This window comes from Streptomyces atriruber (genome assembly GCF_001418325.1).
GTDB classification, from domain to species: Bacteria; Actinomycetota; Actinomycetes; order Streptomycetales; family Streptomycetaceae; genus Streptomyces; species Streptomyces atriruber.
On record NZ_LIPN01000221.1, the window covers coordinates 22,649 to 41,822 of the forward strand.

The window sequence follows — 19,174 nt, forward strand, 5'->3', positions numbered from 1 at the left end:
AGCCGCTACGGGCAGGTGTTACGCGCAGCCGCAGGACTGCCGCACCACCAGCCGGGACGGGAACAGCTTCAGCCGCTCCCGACGCGACCCGGCGACCCGCAGGCCGTCGTCCAGGACCAGGTCCACCGCCGCGCGGGCCATCGCGGGCCGGTCGGAGGCCACCGTCGTCAGCGGCGGGTCCGTGAGCCCCGCCTCCTTGACGTCGTCGAAGCCGGCCACGGCGAGCTCCCCCGGCACGTCGATGCGCAGCTCGCGTGCCGCCCGCAGGATGCCGATCGCCTGGTCGTCCGTGGAGCAGAAGATCGCGGTGGGCCGGTCGGGGCGGGCGAGGAGCTCCAGGCCCACCTGATAGGCGTCGTAGCGGTTGTACGGGGCTTCGAAGAGCCGCCCCTCCACCGACCGCCCGGCCTCCCGCATCGCGCGCCGCCAGCCCTCGACGTGGTCGGAGACGGGGTCGCCGACGGTCGGGGTCTCGGCGGTGCCGCCGACACAGGCGACGTACTCGTGGCCGTGCTCCAGGAGGTGCCGGGTGGCGAGCTGCGCGCCGCCCACGTCGTCCGTGACGACCGCGACGTCGTCGATGGCCTCGGGCCGCTCGTGGAGCAGCACCACGCGGGCGTCCCACGCGTCGATCTCGGCGGCGGCCTGGTCGGTCAGGCCGTGGCTGACGAGGATGAGGCCGGAGACCCGCATGCCGAGGAAGGCGCGGAGGTAGTGCGTCTCGCGCTCCTCCACGTAGTCGGAGTTCCCGACCAGGACCATCTTTCCGCGCTCGGACGCCGCCTGTTCCACGGCGTGCGTCATCTCCGCGAAGAACGGCTGGCGCGCGTCCGGCACGATCATGCCTATGAGGTCCGTGCGCCGCGAGGCCATGGCCTGGGCAACACGGTCGGGCCGGTAGCCCAGCTCTTTGATCGCGGCGAGTACCCGCTCGCGCGTGGCCGGGGCGACCGGCCTGGGTCCGTTGTTGATGACGTAACTGACGACCGCGGTCGAAGTACCCGCAAGTCTTGCCACGTCATCCCGAGTCACCTTGGCCACGCGCGGAGTCTACGCGGATGGAACTACCGCTGGGCAGGGCGTACGGCAGCTTCCTTCGGAGCGGACACTTCCTTGGGAGCGGCCGCCGGGCCCCTGCCGTTCTCCTGGGCCCGCGGGGTGGCCGCCTTCGCCTTCTCGCCGTCGGCGGCGCGCTCCACCTTCTCCGGCGTGACGAAGCGGTAGCCGACGTTGCGGACGGTGCCGATGAGCGACTCGTGCTCGACGCCGAGCTTCGCCCGCAGCCGCCGCACGTGCACGTCGACCGTGCGCGTGCCGCCGAAGTAGTCGTAGCCCCACACCTCCTGGAGCAGCTGGGCGCGCGTGAAGACCCGCCCCGGGTGCTGCGCCAGATACTTGAGCAGCTCGAACTCCTTGAAGGTCAGGTCCAGGACCCGGCCCTTCAGCTTCGCGCTGTACGTCGCCTCGTCCACGGAGAGATCGCCGTTGCGGATCTCCATGGGGGAGTCGTCGCAGGTGATCTGCTGGCGGCCCATCGCGAGCCGCAGCCGCGCCTCGACCTCGGCGGGGCCCGCCGTGTCGAGGAGTACGTCGTCGATGCCCCAGTCCGCGGTGACGGCCGCGAGGCCGCCCTCCGTCACCACGAGGACCAGCGGACAGCCGGGGCCCGTGGAGCGCAGCAGCTGGCAGAGGCTGCGGACCTGGGGGAGGTCGCGGCGGCCGTCGATCAGGATGACGTCGGCACCCGGGGTGTCGACGAGAGCGGGCCCCTCCGCCGGGGCGACGCGCACGTTGTGAAGGAGCAGGCCGAGAGCGGGGAGCACCTCCGTCGACGGCTGGAGGGCATTGGTCAGGAGCAGCAGAGAACTCACTGCCGACCACCTGCCCGGGTCGTCCGACTGTCGTGCACGTTTCGCTCGCCCATAACGTCTGGTTCCTCCTCGGTCCCTGCGGAGGGGGTCCCCCCTGCTCATTTGGAGCTTGGGGGCGTTTACGGCACTGCTTCGTACTGCGTTCTGCCGTGTTCTCCTAAGGGCCCGCGCCCGGGGCCCCGGAAAGCACGAAAGGACCCGGGGGCTGCGCTGCCCGGATCCTCTGCCCAGCAGAATAGCCCACATGAACCCCGGTCCGGCAGGTCGAGAGGCGCGATCTTCTGTGCCTCCGCTCACTCGCGGTCAGCGCCGCGTTCAGCAGAGCGCCACGCTCCGTACACATGACGGAGTGGCGATCGAGGCCGCGTACGACCCCGGGCCCGACCCCGCGGGAGAGCTCGCGATCGTCGTCGCGCACGGCTTTTCGGGCGACTTGTCGCGTCCGCACGTGCGTCGCATCGCGGGCGTCTTCGCCCAGCGTGCGGCCGTGATCACTTTCTCCTTCCGGGGGCACGGCGGCTCCGGCGGGCACTCCACGGTGGGTGACCGCGAGGTGCTCGACCTGGCGGCGGCGGTGGAGTGGGCGCGGTCCCTCGGGCACACGCGCGTGGTGACCGTGGGTTTCTCGATGGGCGGCTCGGTCGTCCTCCGTCACGCCGCGTTGCACAGGGGGCGCACGGAAGCGCGGACCGACGCGGTGGCCGCGGTGAGTGCCCCCGCGCGGTGGTTCTACCGGGGGACGGCGCCGATGCGGCGGCTGCACTGGGTGGTCACACGGCCCGTGGGGCGCGCGGTCGGCCGGTTCGGGCTGCGGACGCGAATCCACCCGCACGAGTGGGACCCCGTCCCCCTTTCACCGGTCGAGTCCGTCCCCCTCATCGCTCCGACGCCGCTGCTCATCGTCCACGGCGACCGTGATCCGTACTTTCCGCTAGACCATCCCCGGATGCTCGCCGCGGCCGCCGACGGCGGGGCCGAGCTGTGGCTGGAAGCGGGCATGGGACACGCGGAGCACGCGGCGACGGACGGGCTCGTCGGGCGGATCGCCTCGTGGGCCACGGCATCATGGACGTCGGCAACCGCCGACTGATCGGCAACCGCCGACTGAAAGGAAGGGGAGTCGCATGGTGAACGGCACCATTCGTTACTGGGCCGCTGCCAAGGCGGCCGCGGGCGTCGCCGAGGAGCCGTACGAGGCGGCGGCGACGCTCGCCGACGCGCTGGACGCCGCCCGCGAGCGGCATCCCGGCGAACTCGTCCGGGTCCTGCAGCGCTGCTCCTTCCTGGTCGACGGAGCCCCCGTCGGAACCCGCAGGCATGAGACCGTACGGCTGGCCGAGGGCGGCACGGTCGAGGTGCTCCCGCCGTTCGCAGGAGGATGAGCGCCATGTCCAACCAGCCCTACGAGGGGTACGAGGGGTACGACGGGTACGAGCCGTATCCGCGGCAGCAACAGCAGCCGTACCCGGATCAGCAGCCGTACCCGGACCAGCAGGCCCACCCCGGGCAGCAGCCGTATCCGGACCAGCAGCAGTACTACGCGCAGCAGCAGTACGGCCAGGGCCAGGACCAGTACGGCCAGGCTCAGGGTCAGTACGGCCAGGCTCAGGGCCAGTACGGCCAGGGCCAGTACGGCCAGGACCAGTACGGCCAGGACCAGTACGGCCACGGCCAGGATCAGTACGGCCAGCCGTACGCCCAGCCCCAGCAGCCCGCCCAGCCCCAGCAGTACTACGCCGCGCCCCAGCAGCAGTACGGCCAGGAGCAGCACACCCAGCAGTGGGCGGGCCAGACCTGGGAGACGCAGGCGGGGCAGCCCGCCGCCGCGGTGGACATGACGGCGACGGCCTATCTGCCGCCGCAGGGCGCCGCCCCCGCACCCATGCCGGGAGCAGTCATGCCGGAAGCGGCAATGTCGGAAGCAGCCACGCCGGAGGAGCCCGGCGCGGCGGCGGAGCCGGAGCCCGGATCCGCCGCCGGGGACGCGTCCTCGTACGGTCCCGCCACCACCACCGGCAACCCCCGCGTCACCGACGCCCAGCGGGCCCGCGCCGAGGGGCGCTCGCCGATCATCGAGCCGGGGATGCAGCCCGCCGCGCTGACCGCCCTGCTCGGGCTGCTGCTGGCCGCGGGCGCGGCCGTCGGGCAGTACGCACTGCTCGTCCCGCTCGTGCTCCTGCAGGCCGTGACCGCCGCGGGATGGTTCCGGCTCAACGGCATGTGGCCCGCGCGGCAGGGCATCGCGCTCGCCTTCCTCGGCGGTGTCGTCGCGGACGTGGCGCTGCTGGCCGTCGGCAAGGAGAACGCGCCCGCCGCCATCCTCGGCACCCTGGGCGTGTGGGTGCTGCTCGTCCTCGTGCTGCAACTGCGCAGCCACGCGGGTGCCGACGAGCGGATGTACGGGCTGATGGCCACCGTCGCCTCGGCCGCGCTCGCGATCGTCGCTGCCGGGCACCTCGCGGCCGCGTCCGACGCCGTGACAGTGGGCGGCATCGCCGTCGCCGTCGCGATCCTCGCCCGCGCGCTGCCGCTGCCCACCCCCGCCTCCGTGGTCGTCGCGCTGCTCGCGGCCGCCGGAGCGGGGATCGCGGTCGGCGGGACGACGGACTACGGCAGCGAGGGGGCGCTGCTCGCCCTCGGCGCCGGGGTCTGCGCGCTGATCGGGCACCGCGCCGCCAGCTACGACTACCCGTCCCGCTTCGTGCACATGACGGCGGGCGTCGCGCTGCCGCTGGCGGCCGCCGCCCCGGCCGTCTACGTGCTCGGCCGCGCCCTCGGCTGACCACGCGTCCGACCGGCCACGGCTGATCGTCACAGCTGATCGACAGGTCCCCCGCCGGGCTCTCCGGCCGGGGACCTGTCCTTTAGGCTCGCGGAAACGACACATCACTCGGGGGACCAGGTGGGGGAACACCGGACATGAGCAAGCGAGCCATACGCATACTTCTGATCGTCGTCGTGATCCTCGGAGGTCTCTTCGTGGCGGCCGACCGGCTCGCCGTGAACTTCGCCGAGGGCGAGGCGGCGGACAAGATGCGGACCAGCGAGGGGCTGAGCGAGACGCCCGACGTCTCCATCAAGGGCTTCCCCTTCCTCACCCAGGTCATGGGCGGTGAGCTCGACGACGTGGAGGTCGGCATCAAGAACTACGACGCCAAATCCGGGTCCGACTCCATCCGCATCGCCGACCTCACGGCCCACATGAAGGGCGTCGAGTTCTCCGGCGACTACAGCTCGGCGACCGCCGCGACGGCCACGGGCACCGCCCACGTCACGTACGACGAGCTCCTGAAGGCCAGCAGGTCCGAGCCCGTCGAGCTGCCGCTCGGCGCGACCGGCAAGGTCATCGGCCTCTCCGACGGCGGGAACGGCAAGATCAAGGTCGCGGTCGAGGTCAGCAAGGGCGGCGTGAAGCTCCCGAAGCCCGTCCACGTCCTCAGCACGGTCCGCGTCGAGGGCGACAACATCAAGGTCCACGCCGACCGGATCCCGAAGAGCATCGACGTCCTCGGCGTCTCCATCCCGCTCCCCGAGGGCACGGCCCGCAACGTCACCGACTTCGACCAGAAGATCGACGACCTGCCGGCGGGCATCAAGCTGGAGAAGGTCGAGGCGGCACCGGACGGCGTCGACATGTCGGTGACCGGCTCCAACGTGCGCCTGGCGGGCTGAACCCCTCTTTCCTCCGGCTTCCCCCGCCTTCCCTCCGGCTTCCTCCGGGGCTCCGTCCGCAGTGCGAGACGGAGGCGTCCGGCGGGCGGATGTGACCGGGGCGACAGGCGGCCCACGGCCCCACCGGGGCGGCCGCGGGCTTCAACGATTCCCACATCGTGGACGATCGTGTCTCAGCATGCGGAGCGCCGGTGACACGGCCGCCTCTCCGTCCCTACGATCGGACGCATGCACCGACAGGCGGACCTCACGAAGCGGCGGGCAGTGGACCTGTGCCGCGTCGCCGCCATGCTCTGTCGCACCTTCTAGCGGGACGCCCCATCCCCGCATTCCCCCGGCCTGTTGACGCCATCCGTCAGGGCCTCCCCCGTGCGTACGCACGCCGTGCCTCCCCGCACCGCCCGTGCCGCGCACGCCCCTTTGCACCGCCGTAACTGCCCCGGAGGAGAGAAGCATGAGCCGCAGCGACGTCCTGGTAGACGCCGACTGGGTCGAGGCCCACATCGAGGACCCGAAGGTCGCCATCGTCGAGGTCGACGAGGACACCTCCGCGTACGACAAGAACCACATCAAGAACGCGATCCGCATCGACTGGACCGACGACCTCCAGGACCCGGTCCGCCGCGACTTCGTGGACCAGGAGGGCTTCGAGAAGCTCCTCTCGGCCAAGGGCATCGCGAACGACACCACCGTGGTCCTCTACGGCGGCAACAACAACTGGTTCGCGTCCTACGCCTTCTGGTACTTCAAGCTCTACGGCCACCAGGACGTGAAGCTCCTCGACGGCGGCCGCAAGAAGTGGGAGCTCGACTCCCGCGACCTGGTCGACGGCGACGAGGTCCCGAACCGCCCGGCCACCCAGTACAAGGCCAAGCCCCAGGACACCTCGATCCGTGCCTTCCGCGACGACGTCGTGGCGGCCATCGGCGCGCAGAACCTGGTCGACGTGCGCTCGCCCGACGAGTTCAGCGGCAAGCTGCTCGCCCCGGCCCACCTCCCGCAGGAGCAGTCGCAGCGTCCGGGCCACGTCCCGTCCGCCCGCAACATCCCGTGGTCGAAGAACGCCAACGACGACGGCACCTTCAAGTCGGACGACGAGCTCAAGGCCCTCTACGAGGACGAGCAGGTCGACCTGGCCAAGGACACCATCGCCTACTGCCGCATCGGTGAGCGTTCGGCCCTGACCTGGTTCGTCCTGCACGAGCTGCTCGGCCAGACCAACGTCAAGAACTACGACGGCTCGTGGACCGAGTACGGCTCCCTCGTCGGCGTGCCGATCGAGCTCGGCGCCAACAAGTAAGTCATCCGACCTTCCTTCCCCCTCAGGAGTACCCATGTGTGGAGCAAAGGCCGGCGGCCCCGACGCTTCGACGATCAAGCCCGGTGAGACGACGATCCAGGGCCAGGTGACCCGCGACGGCGAGCCCGTCAGCGGTTACGTGCGCCTGCTCGACTCGACCGGCGAGTTCACCGCCGAGGTCCCGACCTCGGCCACCGGACAGTTCCGCTTCTACGCGGCCGAGGGCACCTGGACCGTCCGGGCGCTGATCCCCGGCGGCACCGCCGACCGCACGGTCGTCGCGCAGACGGGCGGCCTCGCGGAGGTCGCGATCGCGGTCTGACCACTCACCGCACCGAGAACGGCTGAAGGGCCGCACCCCAGGGGGTTGGACGCCACTGGACGGGGTGCGGCCCTTCGGCTGCCTTCCGGCGGTCTTTCCGGCGGCCGCCACTCGGGCTACCGCCTTCGCCTGCCGTCGAGCTCGTCCCACCACTCGTCGGACTTCTCGTCCCCGCTGGGGTCGTCCCACCAGCGGTCGTCGGGGCCGCGCCGGTTCGCCGCCATGGCCGCGAGCGGCGGGATCACCATCGCCACGACGCACATCCCGACGGCGACGGGGACCGACCAGAGCCGCACGACGCCCCAGGCCAGGACGAAGAGACCGATGCAGGTCCCCATCATGGCGAAGTACACATGACGCCGTCGCGCGTACATACATCCAGCGTACGTCGCCAGGGCCCTCACAGAGAGGGACGGGCGCCGCCCGACTACAGTGGGACCGGCTCTGAATACCTGCCCCAACCGCTCACCGAGGAGCACCCCGTGCTTGAGGCCTTCTTCTCCGCCCTGCTGGTTCTTGTCTGCGTCGGCGTTCTCGCCTTCGCCGGGCTCACCGTGAAGAAGCTGTACCAGGGCCAGCGCTGACCCCCGCCACCTCCACAGATCGCCTGAGCTTCCCATGATCGAGATTCCGTCCGACCTGAACCCCGACCTCGTCCCCCTCGCCTGGCTCCTCGGCAACTGGGCGGGCGCGGGCGTCACCGACTTCCCCGGCGCCGAGAAGGCGAATTTCGGCCAGGAAGTCTCCTTCACCCATGACGGGCGGGACTTCATCGAGTACCGCTCGTACAGCTGGATCCTCGACGCCGAGGGCAACAAGGTGAAGCCCCTGGAGTCCGAGTCGGGCTTCTGGCGCATCGACAAGGACCGCAAAGTCGAGGTCGTCATGGTCCGCGACGACGGCGTCGTCGAGGTCTGGTACGGCGAGCTGGCCGACAAGAAGCCGCAGATCGACCTGGCCACCGACGCCGTGGCGCGCACCGCCGCCTCCGGCCCCTACACCGGCGGCAAGCGCCTCTACGGCTATGTGAAGGGCGACCTGATGTGGGTCGGCGAGAAGCAGACCCCCGAGGTCCCGCTGCGGCCCTACATGTCGGCCCAGCTGAAGAAGGTCGTCACCCCGGAAGAGGTCGCCGACATGGCCCGCAACCTCGGTGATCTGCCCGACGACGGCATCGCTTTCTTCAAGTAGACCCCAGGGCCTTCCGTCCGGCGCGAGCCCGGCCCGCCCCCGACGGAAGGCCCTAGACTTCTGGGTGTGGCGAGTACCGACTCCGACTGGAAGAGCGACCTGCGTCAGCGCGGCTACCGGCTGACGCCGCAGCGACAGCTTGTCCTCGAAGCCGTCGACACCCTTGAACACGCGACCCCCGACGACATCCTCTGCGAAGTGCGCAAGACGGCGTCGGGGGTCAACATTTCCACGGTCTACCGCACCCTGGAGCTCCTGGAGGAGCTGGGCCTGGTCAGCCATGCCCACCTCGGGCACGGCGCGCCGACGTACCACCTGGCGGACCGGCACCACCACATCCACCTGGTCTGCCGGGACTGCACGGACGTCATCGAGGCCGACACGGAGATCGCCGCGGAGTTCACCGCCAAGCTGCGCGGGACGTTCGGCTTCGACACCGACCTGAAGCACTTCGCGATCTTCGGACAGTGCGCGAACTGCGCGACCCAGAAATAAAAACCGTCATCAGCGGGTCGTAGTCTTTGTGAACATGAAGAGCCCCCTGTTGTCCCTGCCCGGCGCCGTCCCCGCCGAGGGCGTGGACGAAGGCGTCGCCGCCCACTACGGCGAACTGTTCCGAGAGCAGCGCGCCCTCGCCGACGGCACCGGTTTCGTCGACCTCTCGCACCGCGGCGTGGTCACCGTCACCGGCTCCGACCGGCTGAGCTGGCTGCATCTGCTGCTGACCCAACACCTCAGCGAGCTGCCCGCGGGCCAGGCCACCGAAGCGCTGATCCTCTCCGCCAACGGCCACATCGAGCACCACCTCTCCCTCGTCGACGACGGCGAGACCGTCTGGGCGCACGTCGAGCCCGGCACGCAGGACGCGCTCATCGCGTACCTGGAGAGCATGAAGTTCTTCTACCGCGTCGAGGTCGCCGACCGCACGGAGGACGTCGCCGTCGTCCACCTGCCGGCCGGTTCCATCGCCCCGGTCCCGGACGGCGTCGTCGTACGCGAGACCGCGCACGGGCGCGACCTGTTCCTGCCCCGCGCGGACCTGGAGGCGTACGCCGAGGGGAACGGCCCCGCGGCCGGACTCCTCGCGTACGAGGCACTGCGGGTGGAGACCCACCGGCCGCGCCTCGGCTTCGAGACCGACCACCGCACCATCCCGCACGAGCTGGGCTGGATCGGTTCGGCGGTGCACCTGCAGAAGGGCTGCTACCGCGGCCAGGAGACGGTCGCCCGCGTCCAGAACCTGGGGAAGCCGCCGCGCCGCCTGGTCTTCCTGCACCTGGACGGCAGCGAGGTGCACCTGCCCGTGGCCGGGACGCCGCTGCATCTCGCGAGCGAGGGCGTCGAGGGGCGGAAGCTCGGGTTCATCACCACGGCCGTCCGCCACCACGAGCTCGGGCCGATTGCGCTGGGCCTGGTCAAGCGCAATGTGCCGGTGGACGCGGGGCTGATCGCGGGAGACACGGCCGCGGCGCAGGAAGTCGTCGTCGAGCCCTGACGCGGTCGTCGGGGTCCCGTCACATCTCCAGCAGCACCGTGAACGGGCCGTCGTTCGTCAGGCCCACCCGCATCTGCGCCCCGAAGCGGCCCGTCGCCACCGTCGCCCCCAGGGCGCGCAGTTGCGACACCACCTCGTCGACCAGGGGCTCGGCCACGTCACCGGGGGCCGCCGCGTTCCATGTGGGGCGGCGGCCCTTGCGGGCGTCTCCGTAGAGCGTGAACTGGCTGATGACCAGCAGCGGTGCGTCGATGTCGCTGCACGACCTCTCGTCGGACAGCATGCGCACCGACCACAGCTTGCGGGCCAGCTGGGCGGCCTTCTCCTTGGTGTCGTCGTGCGTGACGCCCACCAGGACGCACAGGCCCTCGCCGCTGATCTCGCCCACCGTCTCGGGGCCGTCCTCACCCGCGACGACGACGCTCGCTCCGTCGACCCTCTGCACCACTGCTCGCATACGGCCATCATGCCGTGCCGCACGAGGCGCACGGGACGGGCCCCTGATCCCCCCATCCGGGGCCGATTCCGGGCACTCGGTCCCATAGCGGCCACTCGGGGTGGCACCATGCATACACGCGGTGCACCGCGTCGGCCGGTCGAGGGGACGGGTAGAGCCAGATGGTGAGTACTTCAAGTACCGGGCAGCCGCCGGGCCGCGTCTCGCTGCGGCGCACGCAGACCGCGCGGCCGCCCGCGCAGCGCACCGGCGGCCGACTGCTGCCCGACGTGCCCGAGCACGACCTGGCCGCACTGCGCCTGCCGGAGCTCCGCGAACTGCGCAAGGGGGCGCAGCAGGACGAGGCCGACCTCAGCTATGTGCGGCGGCTGCTGCAGGGGCGCATCGACATCCTGCGGGCCGAGATCGCGCGCCGCAGGGCACCGGGACCACCGGCGCCCGAGCCGGAGACGACGGTCGTGGACCGGCTCTCGGAGATCCTCAGGGACGCCCCGGCCCGCCACCGCTCCTCGGCCCGGCACGTCACGCTCGGCACCCCGCTCGGCGAGGAGTCCCGGCTGCTGGCCACGGAGATGCTCGCCGAGGTCGAGCTCTCCGACCTGGCGGCGCGCACGGACGACGAACTGGACACCGCGATGGGCCGCCTCGTCCGCTACGAACAGCAGGTGTCGCGGCGCAGACAGGCGCTGCAGCACACGGCGGACGACTGCTCGGCGGAGATCGCGCGGAGGTACCGCGTGGGCGAGGCCCAGGTGGACGACCTGTTGCTGTGAGCCCCGCGGGTGGGGGGGGGCTCACCGGAAAGCGCGTGCGGTGGCGGGTGGTCGCTGCCTAGCGTGGGCGGATGAGCGATGTTGACGTAAGAGCGGTCTCCGACGCCGAGTTGTCCGGCTGGCTGCGGGCCGCGCAGGCCGGGTTCCTGCAGCCCTTCGCCGAGATGTCGGACGAAGCCGTCGCCCATCTCCGTTCCCGTACGGCTCCGTCCCGCCTCCTGGGCGCCTTTGACGGCGACCGCTTCGTGGGCACCTTCCGGTCCTTCCGGCAGGAGGTCACCGCGGTGGGCGGCGCACCCGTCGTGGCGAACGCGGTGTCGGGCGTGACCGTGGCGCCCACCCACCGCCGCCGCGGCATCCTCAGCCGCATGATGTCCGGGGACCTCGCCGAGGCGAAGGAGCGCGGCGACGTCCTGGCCACGCTCATCTCCGCCGAGTACCCGATCTACGGGCGGTACGGCTTCGGCCCCGCGTCCTGGGCCACCGAGTGGACGGTCGACGTGGCGCGCTCCGGTCTCGATCCGCGCTGGTCGGGGCCCGAGGAGTCCGGGGCCCGCATCGACCTCGTCGACGGCGACGACGTCCGCAAGCACGGCCCGGACCTGTTCGAGCGGTTCCGCGCGGCCCGGCACGGCGTGGTCAACCGCGACGAGGAGTGGTGGCTGCGCAACACCGGACTGCAGGCCACCCCCGAATTCCCTTGGCAGGAGCCGTTCTACGCCCTCTACCGCGCCCCCTCGGGCCAGGTGGACGGGCTCGTCGCGTACCGGACGACGAACGACGAGTGGGGGCCGTCCCGGCTGCCGGAGAACACGGCGACCGTGCTCGGGATGACGGCGGTCTCGCCCGCCGCCGAGCGAGCCCTGTGGCACTTCGTCTGCGCGGTCGACAAGGTTCTCGAGGTCAGGAGCGGCTGGCTGGCCCCCGACGACCTGCTCCCGCACCTCCTGCCCGACCCGCGCGCGGCCAAGGTCAGCGGGCACGCGGACTGGCTCTGGGTGCGGATCCTGGACGTCGTGCGGGCCCTTGAGTCGCGTACGTACGACGGCTCGGGCACGGTCGTCCTGGAGATCACGGACGCCGCGGGGCTCGCGGGCGGGCGCTACCGTCTCGACGCGACGCCGCAGGGGGCGTCCTGTGTGCCGACGAGCGCTCCGGCCGACCTGGCCCTCGATGTGCGGGAGTTGGGGGAGATGTGGCTGGGGGACGCGTCCGTGGCGCGGGCCGTGGCGCTCGGGCGGGTGGTGGAGGAGCGGACGGGCGCCGCCGTGGTGGCCGACGCCCTGTTCCGCACGTCCAGGCGGCCATGGTGCCCGGACATGTTCTGAGCCCCGGCCCGTCCGTAGCGATGGACCGGGGCCCAGCCCCCCCTTACGGCTGACCGGACTCCCGGCTCCCCTCCGGATGGGAGCCCGGCCAGCCGAACCTGTCGGGTCGGGCGGTTCAGCCCGACTGGGCGAGGAGCAGGACGAGGAGTCCGGCTCCGACGCCGCTGAGCTTGACGTTCTTGGCCTTGATTCCGACGGTCAGCAGGACGAAGGCGACGATGCCCAGCGGTCCGTACTTCCACTGGACGAGTTGCTCGAATCCAATGGCGAGGGCGGCGACGACGATGGCGATGAGCGGCATGACGTTCCCTCCTTCGGGATCGGGGCGGCGGACCCCGTTCGGTCGATGGCCAACTGGCTGCCGCTGCGGGGTGCTTGCGGGCGGCTGCCGACGGCTGGTGGCCAACCCCGGGAGGGTCCGACCATATCGCCGAAGTTGGCTACCAACTTCAACTGACTTATCTCCGCTAGGAGTCGACTCATAACCACCTTTCCTGCAACTCCCCTAAGATGGCGCGAAGTTGTACTGTTTGGTTGTGAGCACCGAACACGCCGCCGTCAACGGGCGCAAGCGAGCGCAGCGGAGCCACCGAGAGGTTGCCGACGTGCTGCGCGACCGGATCAGGACCGGGTCGCTGCGACCCGGTCAGCGCATGCCCACGCAGGCCGAGCTGGCCGATGAGTTCGGTGTGGAGCGCGGAGCCGTGCGTGAGGCGCTGCGCATCCTGCACCGTGAGCATCTGCTGTCCAATGTGTCCAAGGGGAGCCCGGCCACGGTCGCGGACGTCGCGGAGCGTGCTTCCGCCGGTTCCGGCGAGGTGCGTCCGCAGCCCACCATGGTCGGCCTGGCCCCGCGGATCGCAGCCGCGTTCGATGCGCCGCACGTCGAGATAGACGCCCTGTGTCTCACGTCCATCTCTCTCACCATGGCCATCGGCGAACCGCTGCGGCAGATCCATGCCGGACGGCGGAAACCGGCCAAGGTCGACGTCCGGGTGCTGCTGCCCAGCCGCGACATCGACCTCGCCTTCCCGGCGCCGGTCGACGGCGGGGACCACCAGGGCGACCGGGTGCACCGGCGCTGGCTGGACCAGCGCAACGCGCAGGGGCAGGTGCTGCGCCACAACCTGCTCGCGCTGCGGTCCTCGCACGGCATCGACGTATCGGTGCAGTTCCGCGCGCTGCCGTTCACGCCGCCCGTGAAGCTGTACCTGATCAACGGCTCGGAGGCGCTCTTCGCCTACTACACGCTCACCAAGCGGGACGAGGAGATCGGCCAGGAGTCCCTGGAGATGTACGACGCGCAGGGCACGCAGTCGATGCTCTTTCCGTTCAAGGAGGGGGACGGGCTGCGGGACACGACGTTCGTGGAACAGTCCCATCTGTGGTTCAACGCCCTCTGGAACACGATCAGTCAAGACCTGGAGCTGGCGGCGGGCTGAGCGCCCCGGGAGTTCCCCGCCCGGGGCCGGCCGGCCGCCGGTTCTGTCGGATCAGCCGGCCGGACCCGTCACCATCAGGGCGAGGACGACGGCTCCGATGGAACTGCACGTGGGATTCTTCGCCTTGACGCCCACGGTGAGCAGAAGGAGGCCGACGATGCCCATCGGGCCGTACTTCCACTGCACGAGCTGTTCCAGGGCTACAGCGACCACGGCTGCGAGGAGGGCTATGGCGGGCATGGTGGTTCCTCCTTCTGCCATCTTGAGCCAGTTGGCAACCAACTCTGCTTGAGTTGTCCCCACTTGGTGACAGTCCATAAACAACTTGCCCTCAACTCCCCAGAGATGGCGGTCAGTTGTATCGTCTGGTCGTGACCCAGGAGAACGTGGCAGTGAACGGCAGCAGAAGACTCACCCCCCAGGACATCGCCGACACCCTCCGCGAGCGCATCCGCGTGGGCGAACTCAGAGCGGGAGAACGCCTGCCGACCCAGGCGGAACTGGCCGAGGAGTTCGGCGTCGAACGCGGCGCGGTGCGCCAGGCCATGAAGAAGCTGCAGGCCGAGGGCCTGCTGTCCAACGTGAGCAAGGGGAGCCCGCCGCGCGTGGCGCAGTCCCCCAAGCTCCCCGTGGGCAAGGACCCCCAGCCGTCCATGGCCGCGCTGGCCCCACGCCTCGCGGAGGCGTTCGCCGCGCCCGACGTCCGGATCGACGCGGTCTCGTACACCGCCGAAACGCTGATGGTCGCGCTGGGCGAGCCGGTCCGGCTCATCCACGAGGGCAGTCTGCGCCCCAACTCGATCAAGGTACGGATCCTGCTGCCGAGCAGCGACATCGAGCTGGCCTTCCCCGTGCCCGTGGAGGGCGGCGAGCAGGGCCGGGAGCGGCTCCACCGGCGCTGGCTCGCCCAGCGCAACGCGCAGGGCCAGGTGCTGCGGCACAACCTGCGCGCGCTGCGCGCCTCCCACGGAATCGACGTCCAGGTCACGTTCCGCGCCCTGCCGTTCACCACGCCCGTCAAGCTCTACCTGCTCAACGGACGCGAGGCGCTCCTCGCCTTCTACACGCTGGCGCCGACGTCCGTGGAGCTGGACGTGCGCGGCGGGGCGACCGAGACGATGGACATCTGGGACGCCGGGGGCATCAAGGCGCCGGTCTTCTCCTTCGAGAAGACCGGCGAAGCCTCCCGCGACACCGTATTCGTCGACGAGTCGCAGAACTGGTTCGACGCCCTCTGGGAAACCATCACCACTGACCTGACACTCTCTTAAATGACACCTGATTCGACGCAATCCGAAGCGACGCAGCCCGACGGGCCGCAGGCCGAAGCGACGCAGGCCGAAGCGGCGGCGGACGCGGCCGCCCTGCTGCGGAAGGTGGTCACGCCCGTCCGATTCGTGCTCTTCGACTTCGACGGGCCCATCTGCCGCCTCTTCGCCGGGCGGCCGGCGTCCACGGTGGCGCAGGACCTGGTCCAGTGGCTGAAGGAGCGTGGGCTGCGCGGACTGCTCACCGCCGACGAGAAGAAGCTGCCCGATCCCTACGTCGTGCTGCGTGCCGTCGACCGCCGCCATCCCCGCAGCGACCTGGTCGCCGAGCTGGAGCAGTGGCTCACCCGGCAGGAGCTGGCGGCCGTGACGACGGCCATGCCGACCGCGTACGTCGATCCGCTGATCCGCACCTGGGCGGCGGTCGGCGTCCGGCTCGCGGTGACGACCAACAACGCGCCGTGCGCGGTGGGCAGATATCTGGAGATGCGCGGCCTCCTGGAGTGCTTCTCCCCCCACATATACGGCCGCACCCAGGACCTCAGTCTCCTCAAGCCCGATCCGTACTGCGTCGAGCGTGCGCTGCACGCGATGGGGGCGGAGCGGGGAGCCGCCCTGATGATCGGTGACGCGCCGTCCGACTACGTGGCGGCGGAGCGGGCGGGCGTGCGCTTCCTCGGCTACGCGCGTAACGAGCGCAAGGCGGAGCTGCTGCGCTTGGCCGGTGCGGAACACCTGGTCGACTCTCTCGAACAACTCTCCAGGGTTGTATACGCCATCGGGCGCACGAAGGCGCCCTAAAGGAGCAGGCGAGAGCATGCAAGCGCCACGCCGGCGTCCACTATGTGGCATGTGGCAGGAACGGTTCCGTGCAGCGGATACCCTCTGCGCTCATGCCGTCACCTCCGCCTCGCGCCCCCCACGAGGCGCCGAAGACCGGGCGTCGCGAGGCGTGGATCCGACGCCTCGCGGATCTGCACCGGGACCGCCCGGACCGCCAGGTCGTGGCCGGTCACCACAACATCAACTACGTCGTGCCGCTCGGCTGGTCCCTCGCCCTGCTGCTGCGCACGATGCCCTTCAGGGCCCGGGTCAAGTGCCGGATGCCGCGTGAGGCGGTCGAGGTGGCGCCCCGCATCTGGCCGAGCGAGCCCGAGCTGCTCAGGGTGGTCAGCCGGTATCTGAAGGAAGTGCCGCGCTGCTACCGGGACTTCGGCGACTGGTCGCTGCACTCCTACCGGGCCGGGCGCGCCCTCTCCGAGGTGCAGCCCCAAGGGCCCGTCGGGGAGGCGCTGCTGCGCTCCTTCGCCGAGTTCTTCGCGCGGGCCGCCGCGGTGCCCGAGGGGGAGCTGCCGCCCCGGCCCGCCGACTGGCCGGAGTCCGGGCAGAGCGAGGCGTTCCTCCGGTGGCTCGTCGACTTCACCGAGAAGCGGGTGCACGAGCCCAACAGGTGGCGATTCGACGCACTCTTCTCCGCGGTCGGGGTGCGCCGCGACGCCATGACCGCCTTCCTCGACGACCCCGGCCGCCCGCGGCTGACGCCGAGGCCCTTCTGCCTGCTGCACACCGATGTGCACCGTGCGAACGTCGTCGTCGACCGCAGGCAATTGGCCGTCATCGACTGGGAGTTGGCCATGTACGGCGACCCCCTGCACGACCTCGCGACCCACGTCGTCCGCATGGACTACGAGAAGGACGAGCAGACCCGGGTCAAGGAGCTGTGGGCCGACGGCATGGAGCGGGCGGGCCACGCCGCCATGACGGAGGGCATGGCGACGGACCTGCCCGTCTACCTGGACTTCGAGTACGCCCAGTCCGTCTTCCCCGACATCATGCGGGCCGCACTCGACCTGATCGCCCTGCCGGACGAGCCGGACGCCGCCGACTTCGCGGGCGCGGCGGCGCGGGTGTGCCGTGCGGTACGGAGGGCGGCGGAGCCGCTGAAGCTGGACTCGGTGCCGGACGAGGGGGTCGCCGAGAGCGCTCTTCGGGAGTGGTGCGCGGGGCCGTTCGGCCGTCCCTGAGCGGTGTGGCGGGATCCGTCGGCGGCTCCCGGGCCGTCGGCCGGTGGACGGGGACGGGCTCTTCCTGACGGCCCGGGGCGCGGGCACCATGGCTGCACTGTTGAGCACTCCGCTCAATACCGTGAGGCAGGGGGCCCGGTGACTGTGAGAGGTCGTCGTGCGGGACGTGCGGGACGGGAACGCTGGGCGAGGGCGGAGAGCGTGGCGACCAAGGCGCTGCTGCTCGGTGTGTTCCTCCTGGGCATGGTCGCCCAGTTCGTGCAGCCGGTGGGGGGCGCGCTGGAGGGCAAGGTCTATGCGGGCGGTGCGATCCTCAGCCTGGTGGGTTACGTGCTCTACGACGTGGTGTCCGAACTGAACGACCGGACGCCGCCCGAGTCCGGTTCCGAGATACGCACGGCTGAACTGAACGAGCACATCGAGCGGGTGCTGGGAAACCGAAGGACCAGGCGGATCCGCATCGACGCCATCGGCTACACGGGAGAGACCGTCCAGGCGCCGATCAGCCGGAGCCTGGAAGCCCTGCGAGAGGACGCGCGACGGAACGTGCGGGTTCGTATCCTCGTGCCGGACTTCACCGCGCCGATGGCGATACCGGGGACGCTGGACGCGGACGGCAGAGCGGTGGACGATCCCGCGTACCGCGCGTACCAACTGGACCGGGTGCGGTGGAACGTCCGCGAGTTCGGGGAAGCGGCCCGGAGCCTCAGAGGCTCCCGCCGGGCCGAGATGGACGTGCAGTTCCGCATGCTGCGCATCACGCCCCTGCTGAAGTTCTGCCTGATCAACGGCGAGGAGCTGTTCGACGGCATCTACGACAAGGTGGTGCAGGAGTCGGCCCCGGTGCCGCCGGAGCGGCAGATCCTCGACCTCAAGGGTTATCAGGCGGTCCTGACCCACTGGCGCTCCGAGTCGGGGGCCGCGGGGCGCGAGAAGGTCGCTCAGCGGCAGGATCTCTTCGACACGCTGTGGCGGCTCTCCTCGCCGTTGCCCGAGGTGTGGGCTTCCTGAGGGGCCGCCTGTCGGCCACCGCGTGGGTCACGCGTAGCGCGCGAGGCCCGTGCGCAGTTGGTCGAACGCGCTGTTCGCCGCCGTCACCGCCGTCGGGGCGACCTCGGCCACGGGCTCGCCCGCCGCGATGCGGTGCCAGTTCTCCTCCGCCAGGACGCGGTGGACGGCCACGATCTGGGCCGCGGCCAGGCGGGCCTCCAGGGGGTTGCCGCCGTGGGCGGCCAGCAGGGCGGTGGCCAGGGCCTGTTCGGAGCGGTCCTGGTAGCCGTAGAGGCGGGCGACCAGGGAGGGGGTTCCGTAGAGGAGGCGGTGGAAGGCCATGACGCCCTCGGCGTCGTTGAGGCCCGTCACCGGGTCGTGGCGCTCCAGGCCGTCCAGGAAGTGGTGGTGGAGGGCGTCGAGCGCGGTGAGTCCCGTGGGGCGGGCGGCCACCGTGCGGGCCGCCTCGTCCTCGTGGTCGGCGAAGCGGTGGAGGACCAGGTCCTCCTTGGACGCGAAGTAGCGGAACAGGGTCGGCTTGGAGATCTCGGCCGCCGCCGCCACCTCCGCCACGGACACCTTCTCGAAGCCCTTCTCCAGGAACAGGGCGATCGCCGTCTCGGAGATCGCCTCGTACCTGCGCTGCTTCTTGCGGGCGCGCAGCCCCGTCGGGCCGGTGGCGGCGCTCTCGCTCGCGGTGGTCTCGTCGGCAGAGGTCATGGGGGGGAGTGTAGCCGGGCGCCGGAACTCGGTTACAAATTTAACTCGGTTACATTATTCTGGGGCGCATGACGACGACACCCGACGCCCTCGCCCAGGAACGCAGCTACCACGACGCCTGCCGCGCCGCCCTGGCCCGCATGGTCGAGGGGGCCGAGGAGCGGGTGGTCGGCGGGGCGGACGTATCCGCGTCCGGTGCCGACGCCGAGGTGCTCGGGTACCAGTTCCGGAGCCACGCCAAGGCCATGCGCGAACTGCCGGAGGCGCCGTTGTTCTTCGGGCGGCTGGACTTCGAAGGAGGGGAGGGGGACGAAGGAGGGG

The 19,174-nt window shown here is 70.9% G+C and carries 24 protein-coding genes and 1 pseudogene; 18 read left to right on the forward strand and 7 right to left on the reverse strand.

Going from position 1 to position 19,174, the window contains the following annotated elements; genetic code table 11:
* Window positions 1-18 precede the first annotated feature (18 nt).
* Window positions 19-1,041 (reverse strand): LacI family DNA-binding transcriptional regulator, encoded by a 1,023-nt coding sequence (locus AOK03_RS22685; RefSeq protein WP_079074891.1) that lies wholly within the window; start codon window positions 1,039-1,041, stop codon window positions 19-21.
* A gap of 23 nt (window positions 1,042-1,064) precedes the next feature.
* Window positions 1,065-1,871 carry a response regulator transcription factor gene (locus AOK03_RS22690; RefSeq protein ID WP_055567165.1) on the reverse strand — a complete coding sequence of 269 codons (807 nt, stop codon included), beginning with the start codon at window positions 1,869-1,871 and terminating at the stop codon, window positions 1,065-1,067.
* A 244-nt stretch (window positions 1,872-2,115) separates the two neighbouring features.
* Between AOK03_RS22690 and AOK03_RS22695 the strand changes: the two genes are divergently transcribed.
* The 7 genes from AOK03_RS22695 (at window position 2,116) to AOK03_RS22720 (ending at window position 7,165) form a co-directional block, all read left to right on the forward strand.
* Complete coding sequence (locus AOK03_RS22695) at window positions 2,116-2,961, forward strand: alpha/beta hydrolase (RefSeq protein WP_079074892.1); 846 nt, start codon at window positions 2,116-2,118, stop codon at window positions 2,959-2,961.
* A gap of 34 nt (window positions 2,962-2,995) precedes the next feature.
* On the forward strand, window positions 2,996-3,253 hold the full coding sequence (locus AOK03_RS22700; RefSeq protein ID WP_055567167.1) for a MoaD/ThiS family protein: 258 nt from the start codon (window positions 2,996-2,998) through the stop codon (window positions 3,251-3,253).
* A gap of 5 nt (window positions 3,254-3,258) precedes the next feature.
* Window positions 3,259-4,653 carry a hypothetical protein gene (locus AOK03_RS22705; RefSeq protein ID WP_079074893.1) on the forward strand — a complete coding sequence of 465 codons (1,395 nt, stop codon included), beginning with the start codon at window positions 3,259-3,261 and terminating at the stop codon, window positions 4,651-4,653.
* Window positions 4,654-4,790: 137 nt separating this feature from the next.
* Window positions 4,791-5,543 (forward strand): LmeA family phospholipid-binding protein, encoded by a 753-nt coding sequence (locus AOK03_RS22710; protein WP_055567169.1) that lies wholly within the window; start codon window positions 4,791-4,793, stop codon window positions 5,541-5,543.
* A 228-nt stretch (window positions 5,544-5,771) separates the two neighbouring features.
* Window positions 5,772-5,852, forward strand: coding sequence for a putative leader peptide (locus AOK03_RS45220; protein ID WP_350893136.1), 81 nt, complete (start codon window positions 5,772-5,774; stop codon window positions 5,850-5,852).
* A 145-nt stretch (window positions 5,853-5,997) separates the two neighbouring features.
* Complete coding sequence (locus tag AOK03_RS22715; protein WP_055567170.1) at window positions 5,998-6,843, forward strand: sulfurtransferase; 846 nt, start codon at window positions 5,998-6,000, stop codon at window positions 6,841-6,843.
* 34 nt (window positions 6,844-6,877) lie between these two features.
* Entirely contained in the window at window positions 6,878-7,165 is a 288-nt protein-coding gene (locus AOK03_RS22720; protein ID WP_055567171.1) for a DUF1416 domain-containing protein, read from the forward strand.
* Between the two features lie 116 nt (window positions 7,166-7,281).
* On the opposite strand, the gene AOK03_RS22725 is transcribed toward AOK03_RS22720, so the two are convergent.
* Window positions 7,282-7,539 carry a DUF3099 domain-containing protein gene (locus tag AOK03_RS22725; RefSeq protein WP_055567172.1) on the reverse strand — a complete coding sequence of 86 codons (258 nt, stop codon included), beginning with the start codon at window positions 7,537-7,539 and terminating at the stop codon, window positions 7,282-7,284.
* Between the two features lie 244 nt (window positions 7,540-7,783).
* Between AOK03_RS22725 and AOK03_RS22730 the strand changes: the two genes are divergently transcribed.
* The 3 genes from AOK03_RS22730 to ygfZ all read left to right on the forward strand — a co-directional run bounded on the left by AOK03_RS22730 (window position 7,784) and on the right by ygfZ (window position 9,851).
* The gene (locus AOK03_RS22730) at window positions 7,784-8,356 is read left to right on the forward strand and encodes a heme-binding beta-barrel domain-containing protein (RefSeq protein WP_055567173.1); all 573 of its coding nucleotides are present in this window, start codon (window positions 7,784-7,786) and stop codon (window positions 8,354-8,356) included.
* A 66-nt stretch (window positions 8,357-8,422) separates the two neighbouring features.
* Window positions 8,423-8,851, forward strand: coding sequence for a Fur family transcriptional regulator (locus AOK03_RS22735; protein WP_055567174.1), 429 nt, complete (start codon window positions 8,423-8,425; stop codon window positions 8,849-8,851).
* A 34-nt stretch (window positions 8,852-8,885) separates the two neighbouring features.
* Complete coding sequence (gene ygfZ, locus AOK03_RS22740; protein WP_055567175.1) at window positions 8,886-9,851, forward strand: CAF17-like 4Fe-4S cluster assembly/insertion protein YgfZ; 966 nt, start codon at window positions 8,886-8,888, stop codon at window positions 9,849-9,851.
* A gap of 19 nt (window positions 9,852-9,870) precedes the next feature.
* On the opposite strand, the gene dtd is transcribed toward ygfZ, so the two are convergent.
* Window positions 9,871-10,308 carry a D-aminoacyl-tRNA deacylase gene (gene dtd, locus AOK03_RS22745; protein ID WP_055567176.1) on the reverse strand — a complete coding sequence of 146 codons (438 nt, stop codon included), beginning with the start codon at window positions 10,306-10,308 and terminating at the stop codon, window positions 9,871-9,873.
* A 164-nt stretch (window positions 10,309-10,472) separates the two neighbouring features.
* Here dtd and AOK03_RS22750 point away from each other — a divergent pair, with 164 nt between their 5' ends.
* Window positions 10,473-11,081 (forward strand): RsiG family protein, encoded by a 609-nt coding sequence (locus AOK03_RS22750; RefSeq protein WP_055567186.1) that lies wholly within the window; start codon window positions 10,473-10,475, stop codon window positions 11,079-11,081.
* Window positions 11,082-11,152: 71 nt separating this feature from the next.
* The gene (locus AOK03_RS22755; RefSeq protein ID WP_055567177.1) at window positions 11,153-12,409 is read left to right on the forward strand and encodes a GNAT family N-acetyltransferase; all 1,257 of its coding nucleotides are present in this window, start codon (window positions 11,153-11,155) and stop codon (window positions 12,407-12,409) included.
* A gap of 115 nt (window positions 12,410-12,524) precedes the next feature.
* Here the strand turns inward: AOK03_RS22755 and AOK03_RS22760 are convergent, their stop codons facing one another.
* A complete protein-coding gene (locus AOK03_RS22760; RefSeq protein ID WP_055567178.1) occupies window positions 12,525-12,710 on the reverse strand; it encodes a hypothetical protein in 186 nt (61 codons plus the stop codon).
* A gap of 229 nt (window positions 12,711-12,939) precedes the next feature.
* Here AOK03_RS22760 and AOK03_RS22765 point away from each other — a divergent pair, with 229 nt between their 5' ends.
* Complete coding sequence (locus tag AOK03_RS22765; protein WP_055567179.1) at window positions 12,940-13,851, forward strand: winged helix-turn-helix domain-containing protein; 912 nt, start codon at window positions 12,940-12,942, stop codon at window positions 13,849-13,851.
* A 51-nt stretch (window positions 13,852-13,902) separates the two neighbouring features.
* Here the strand turns inward: AOK03_RS22765 and AOK03_RS22770 are convergent, their stop codons facing one another.
* Window positions 13,903-14,091, reverse strand: a complete 189-nt coding sequence (locus tag AOK03_RS22770) for a hypothetical protein (RefSeq protein ID WP_055567180.1) — start codon at window positions 14,089-14,091, stop codon at window positions 13,903-13,905.
* Between the two features lie 125 nt (window positions 14,092-14,216).
* On the opposite strand from AOK03_RS22770, the gene AOK03_RS22775 reads away from it, so the two are divergent.
* The 4 genes from AOK03_RS22775 to AOK03_RS22790 all read left to right on the forward strand — a co-directional run bounded on the left by AOK03_RS22775 (window position 14,217) and on the right by AOK03_RS22790 (window position 18,154).
* Window positions 14,217-15,122, forward strand: a complete 906-nt coding sequence (locus AOK03_RS22775; RefSeq protein WP_055567187.1) for a winged helix-turn-helix domain-containing protein — start codon at window positions 14,217-14,219, stop codon at window positions 15,120-15,122.
* The gene (locus AOK03_RS22780; RefSeq protein WP_055567181.1) at window positions 15,123-15,920 is read left to right on the forward strand and encodes an HAD family hydrolase; all 798 of its coding nucleotides are present in this window, start codon (window positions 15,123-15,125) and stop codon (window positions 15,918-15,920) included.
* 92 nt (window positions 15,921-16,012) lie between these two features.
* The gene (locus tag AOK03_RS22785; RefSeq protein WP_055567182.1) at window positions 16,013-17,143 is read left to right on the forward strand and encodes an aminoglycoside phosphotransferase family protein; all 1,131 of its coding nucleotides are present in this window, start codon (window positions 16,013-16,015) and stop codon (window positions 17,141-17,143) included.
* A gap of 201 nt (window positions 17,144-17,344) precedes the next feature.
* Entirely contained in the window at window positions 17,345-18,154 is an 810-nt protein-coding gene (locus tag AOK03_RS22790) for a hypothetical protein (RefSeq protein ID WP_055567183.1), read from the forward strand.
* Window positions 18,155-18,181: 27 nt separating this feature from the next.
* Here the strand turns inward: AOK03_RS22790 and AOK03_RS22795 are convergent, their stop codons facing one another.
* Window positions 18,182-18,853, reverse strand: coding sequence for a TetR/AcrR family transcriptional regulator (locus AOK03_RS22795; protein WP_055567184.1), 672 nt, complete (start codon window positions 18,851-18,853; stop codon window positions 18,182-18,184).
* 68 nt (window positions 18,854-18,921) lie between these two features.
* Between AOK03_RS22795 and AOK03_RS22800 the strand changes: the two are divergent.
* Window positions 18,922-19,174 (forward strand): annotated as a pseudogene (locus AOK03_RS22800) (AAA family ATPase); the annotation flags it as partial.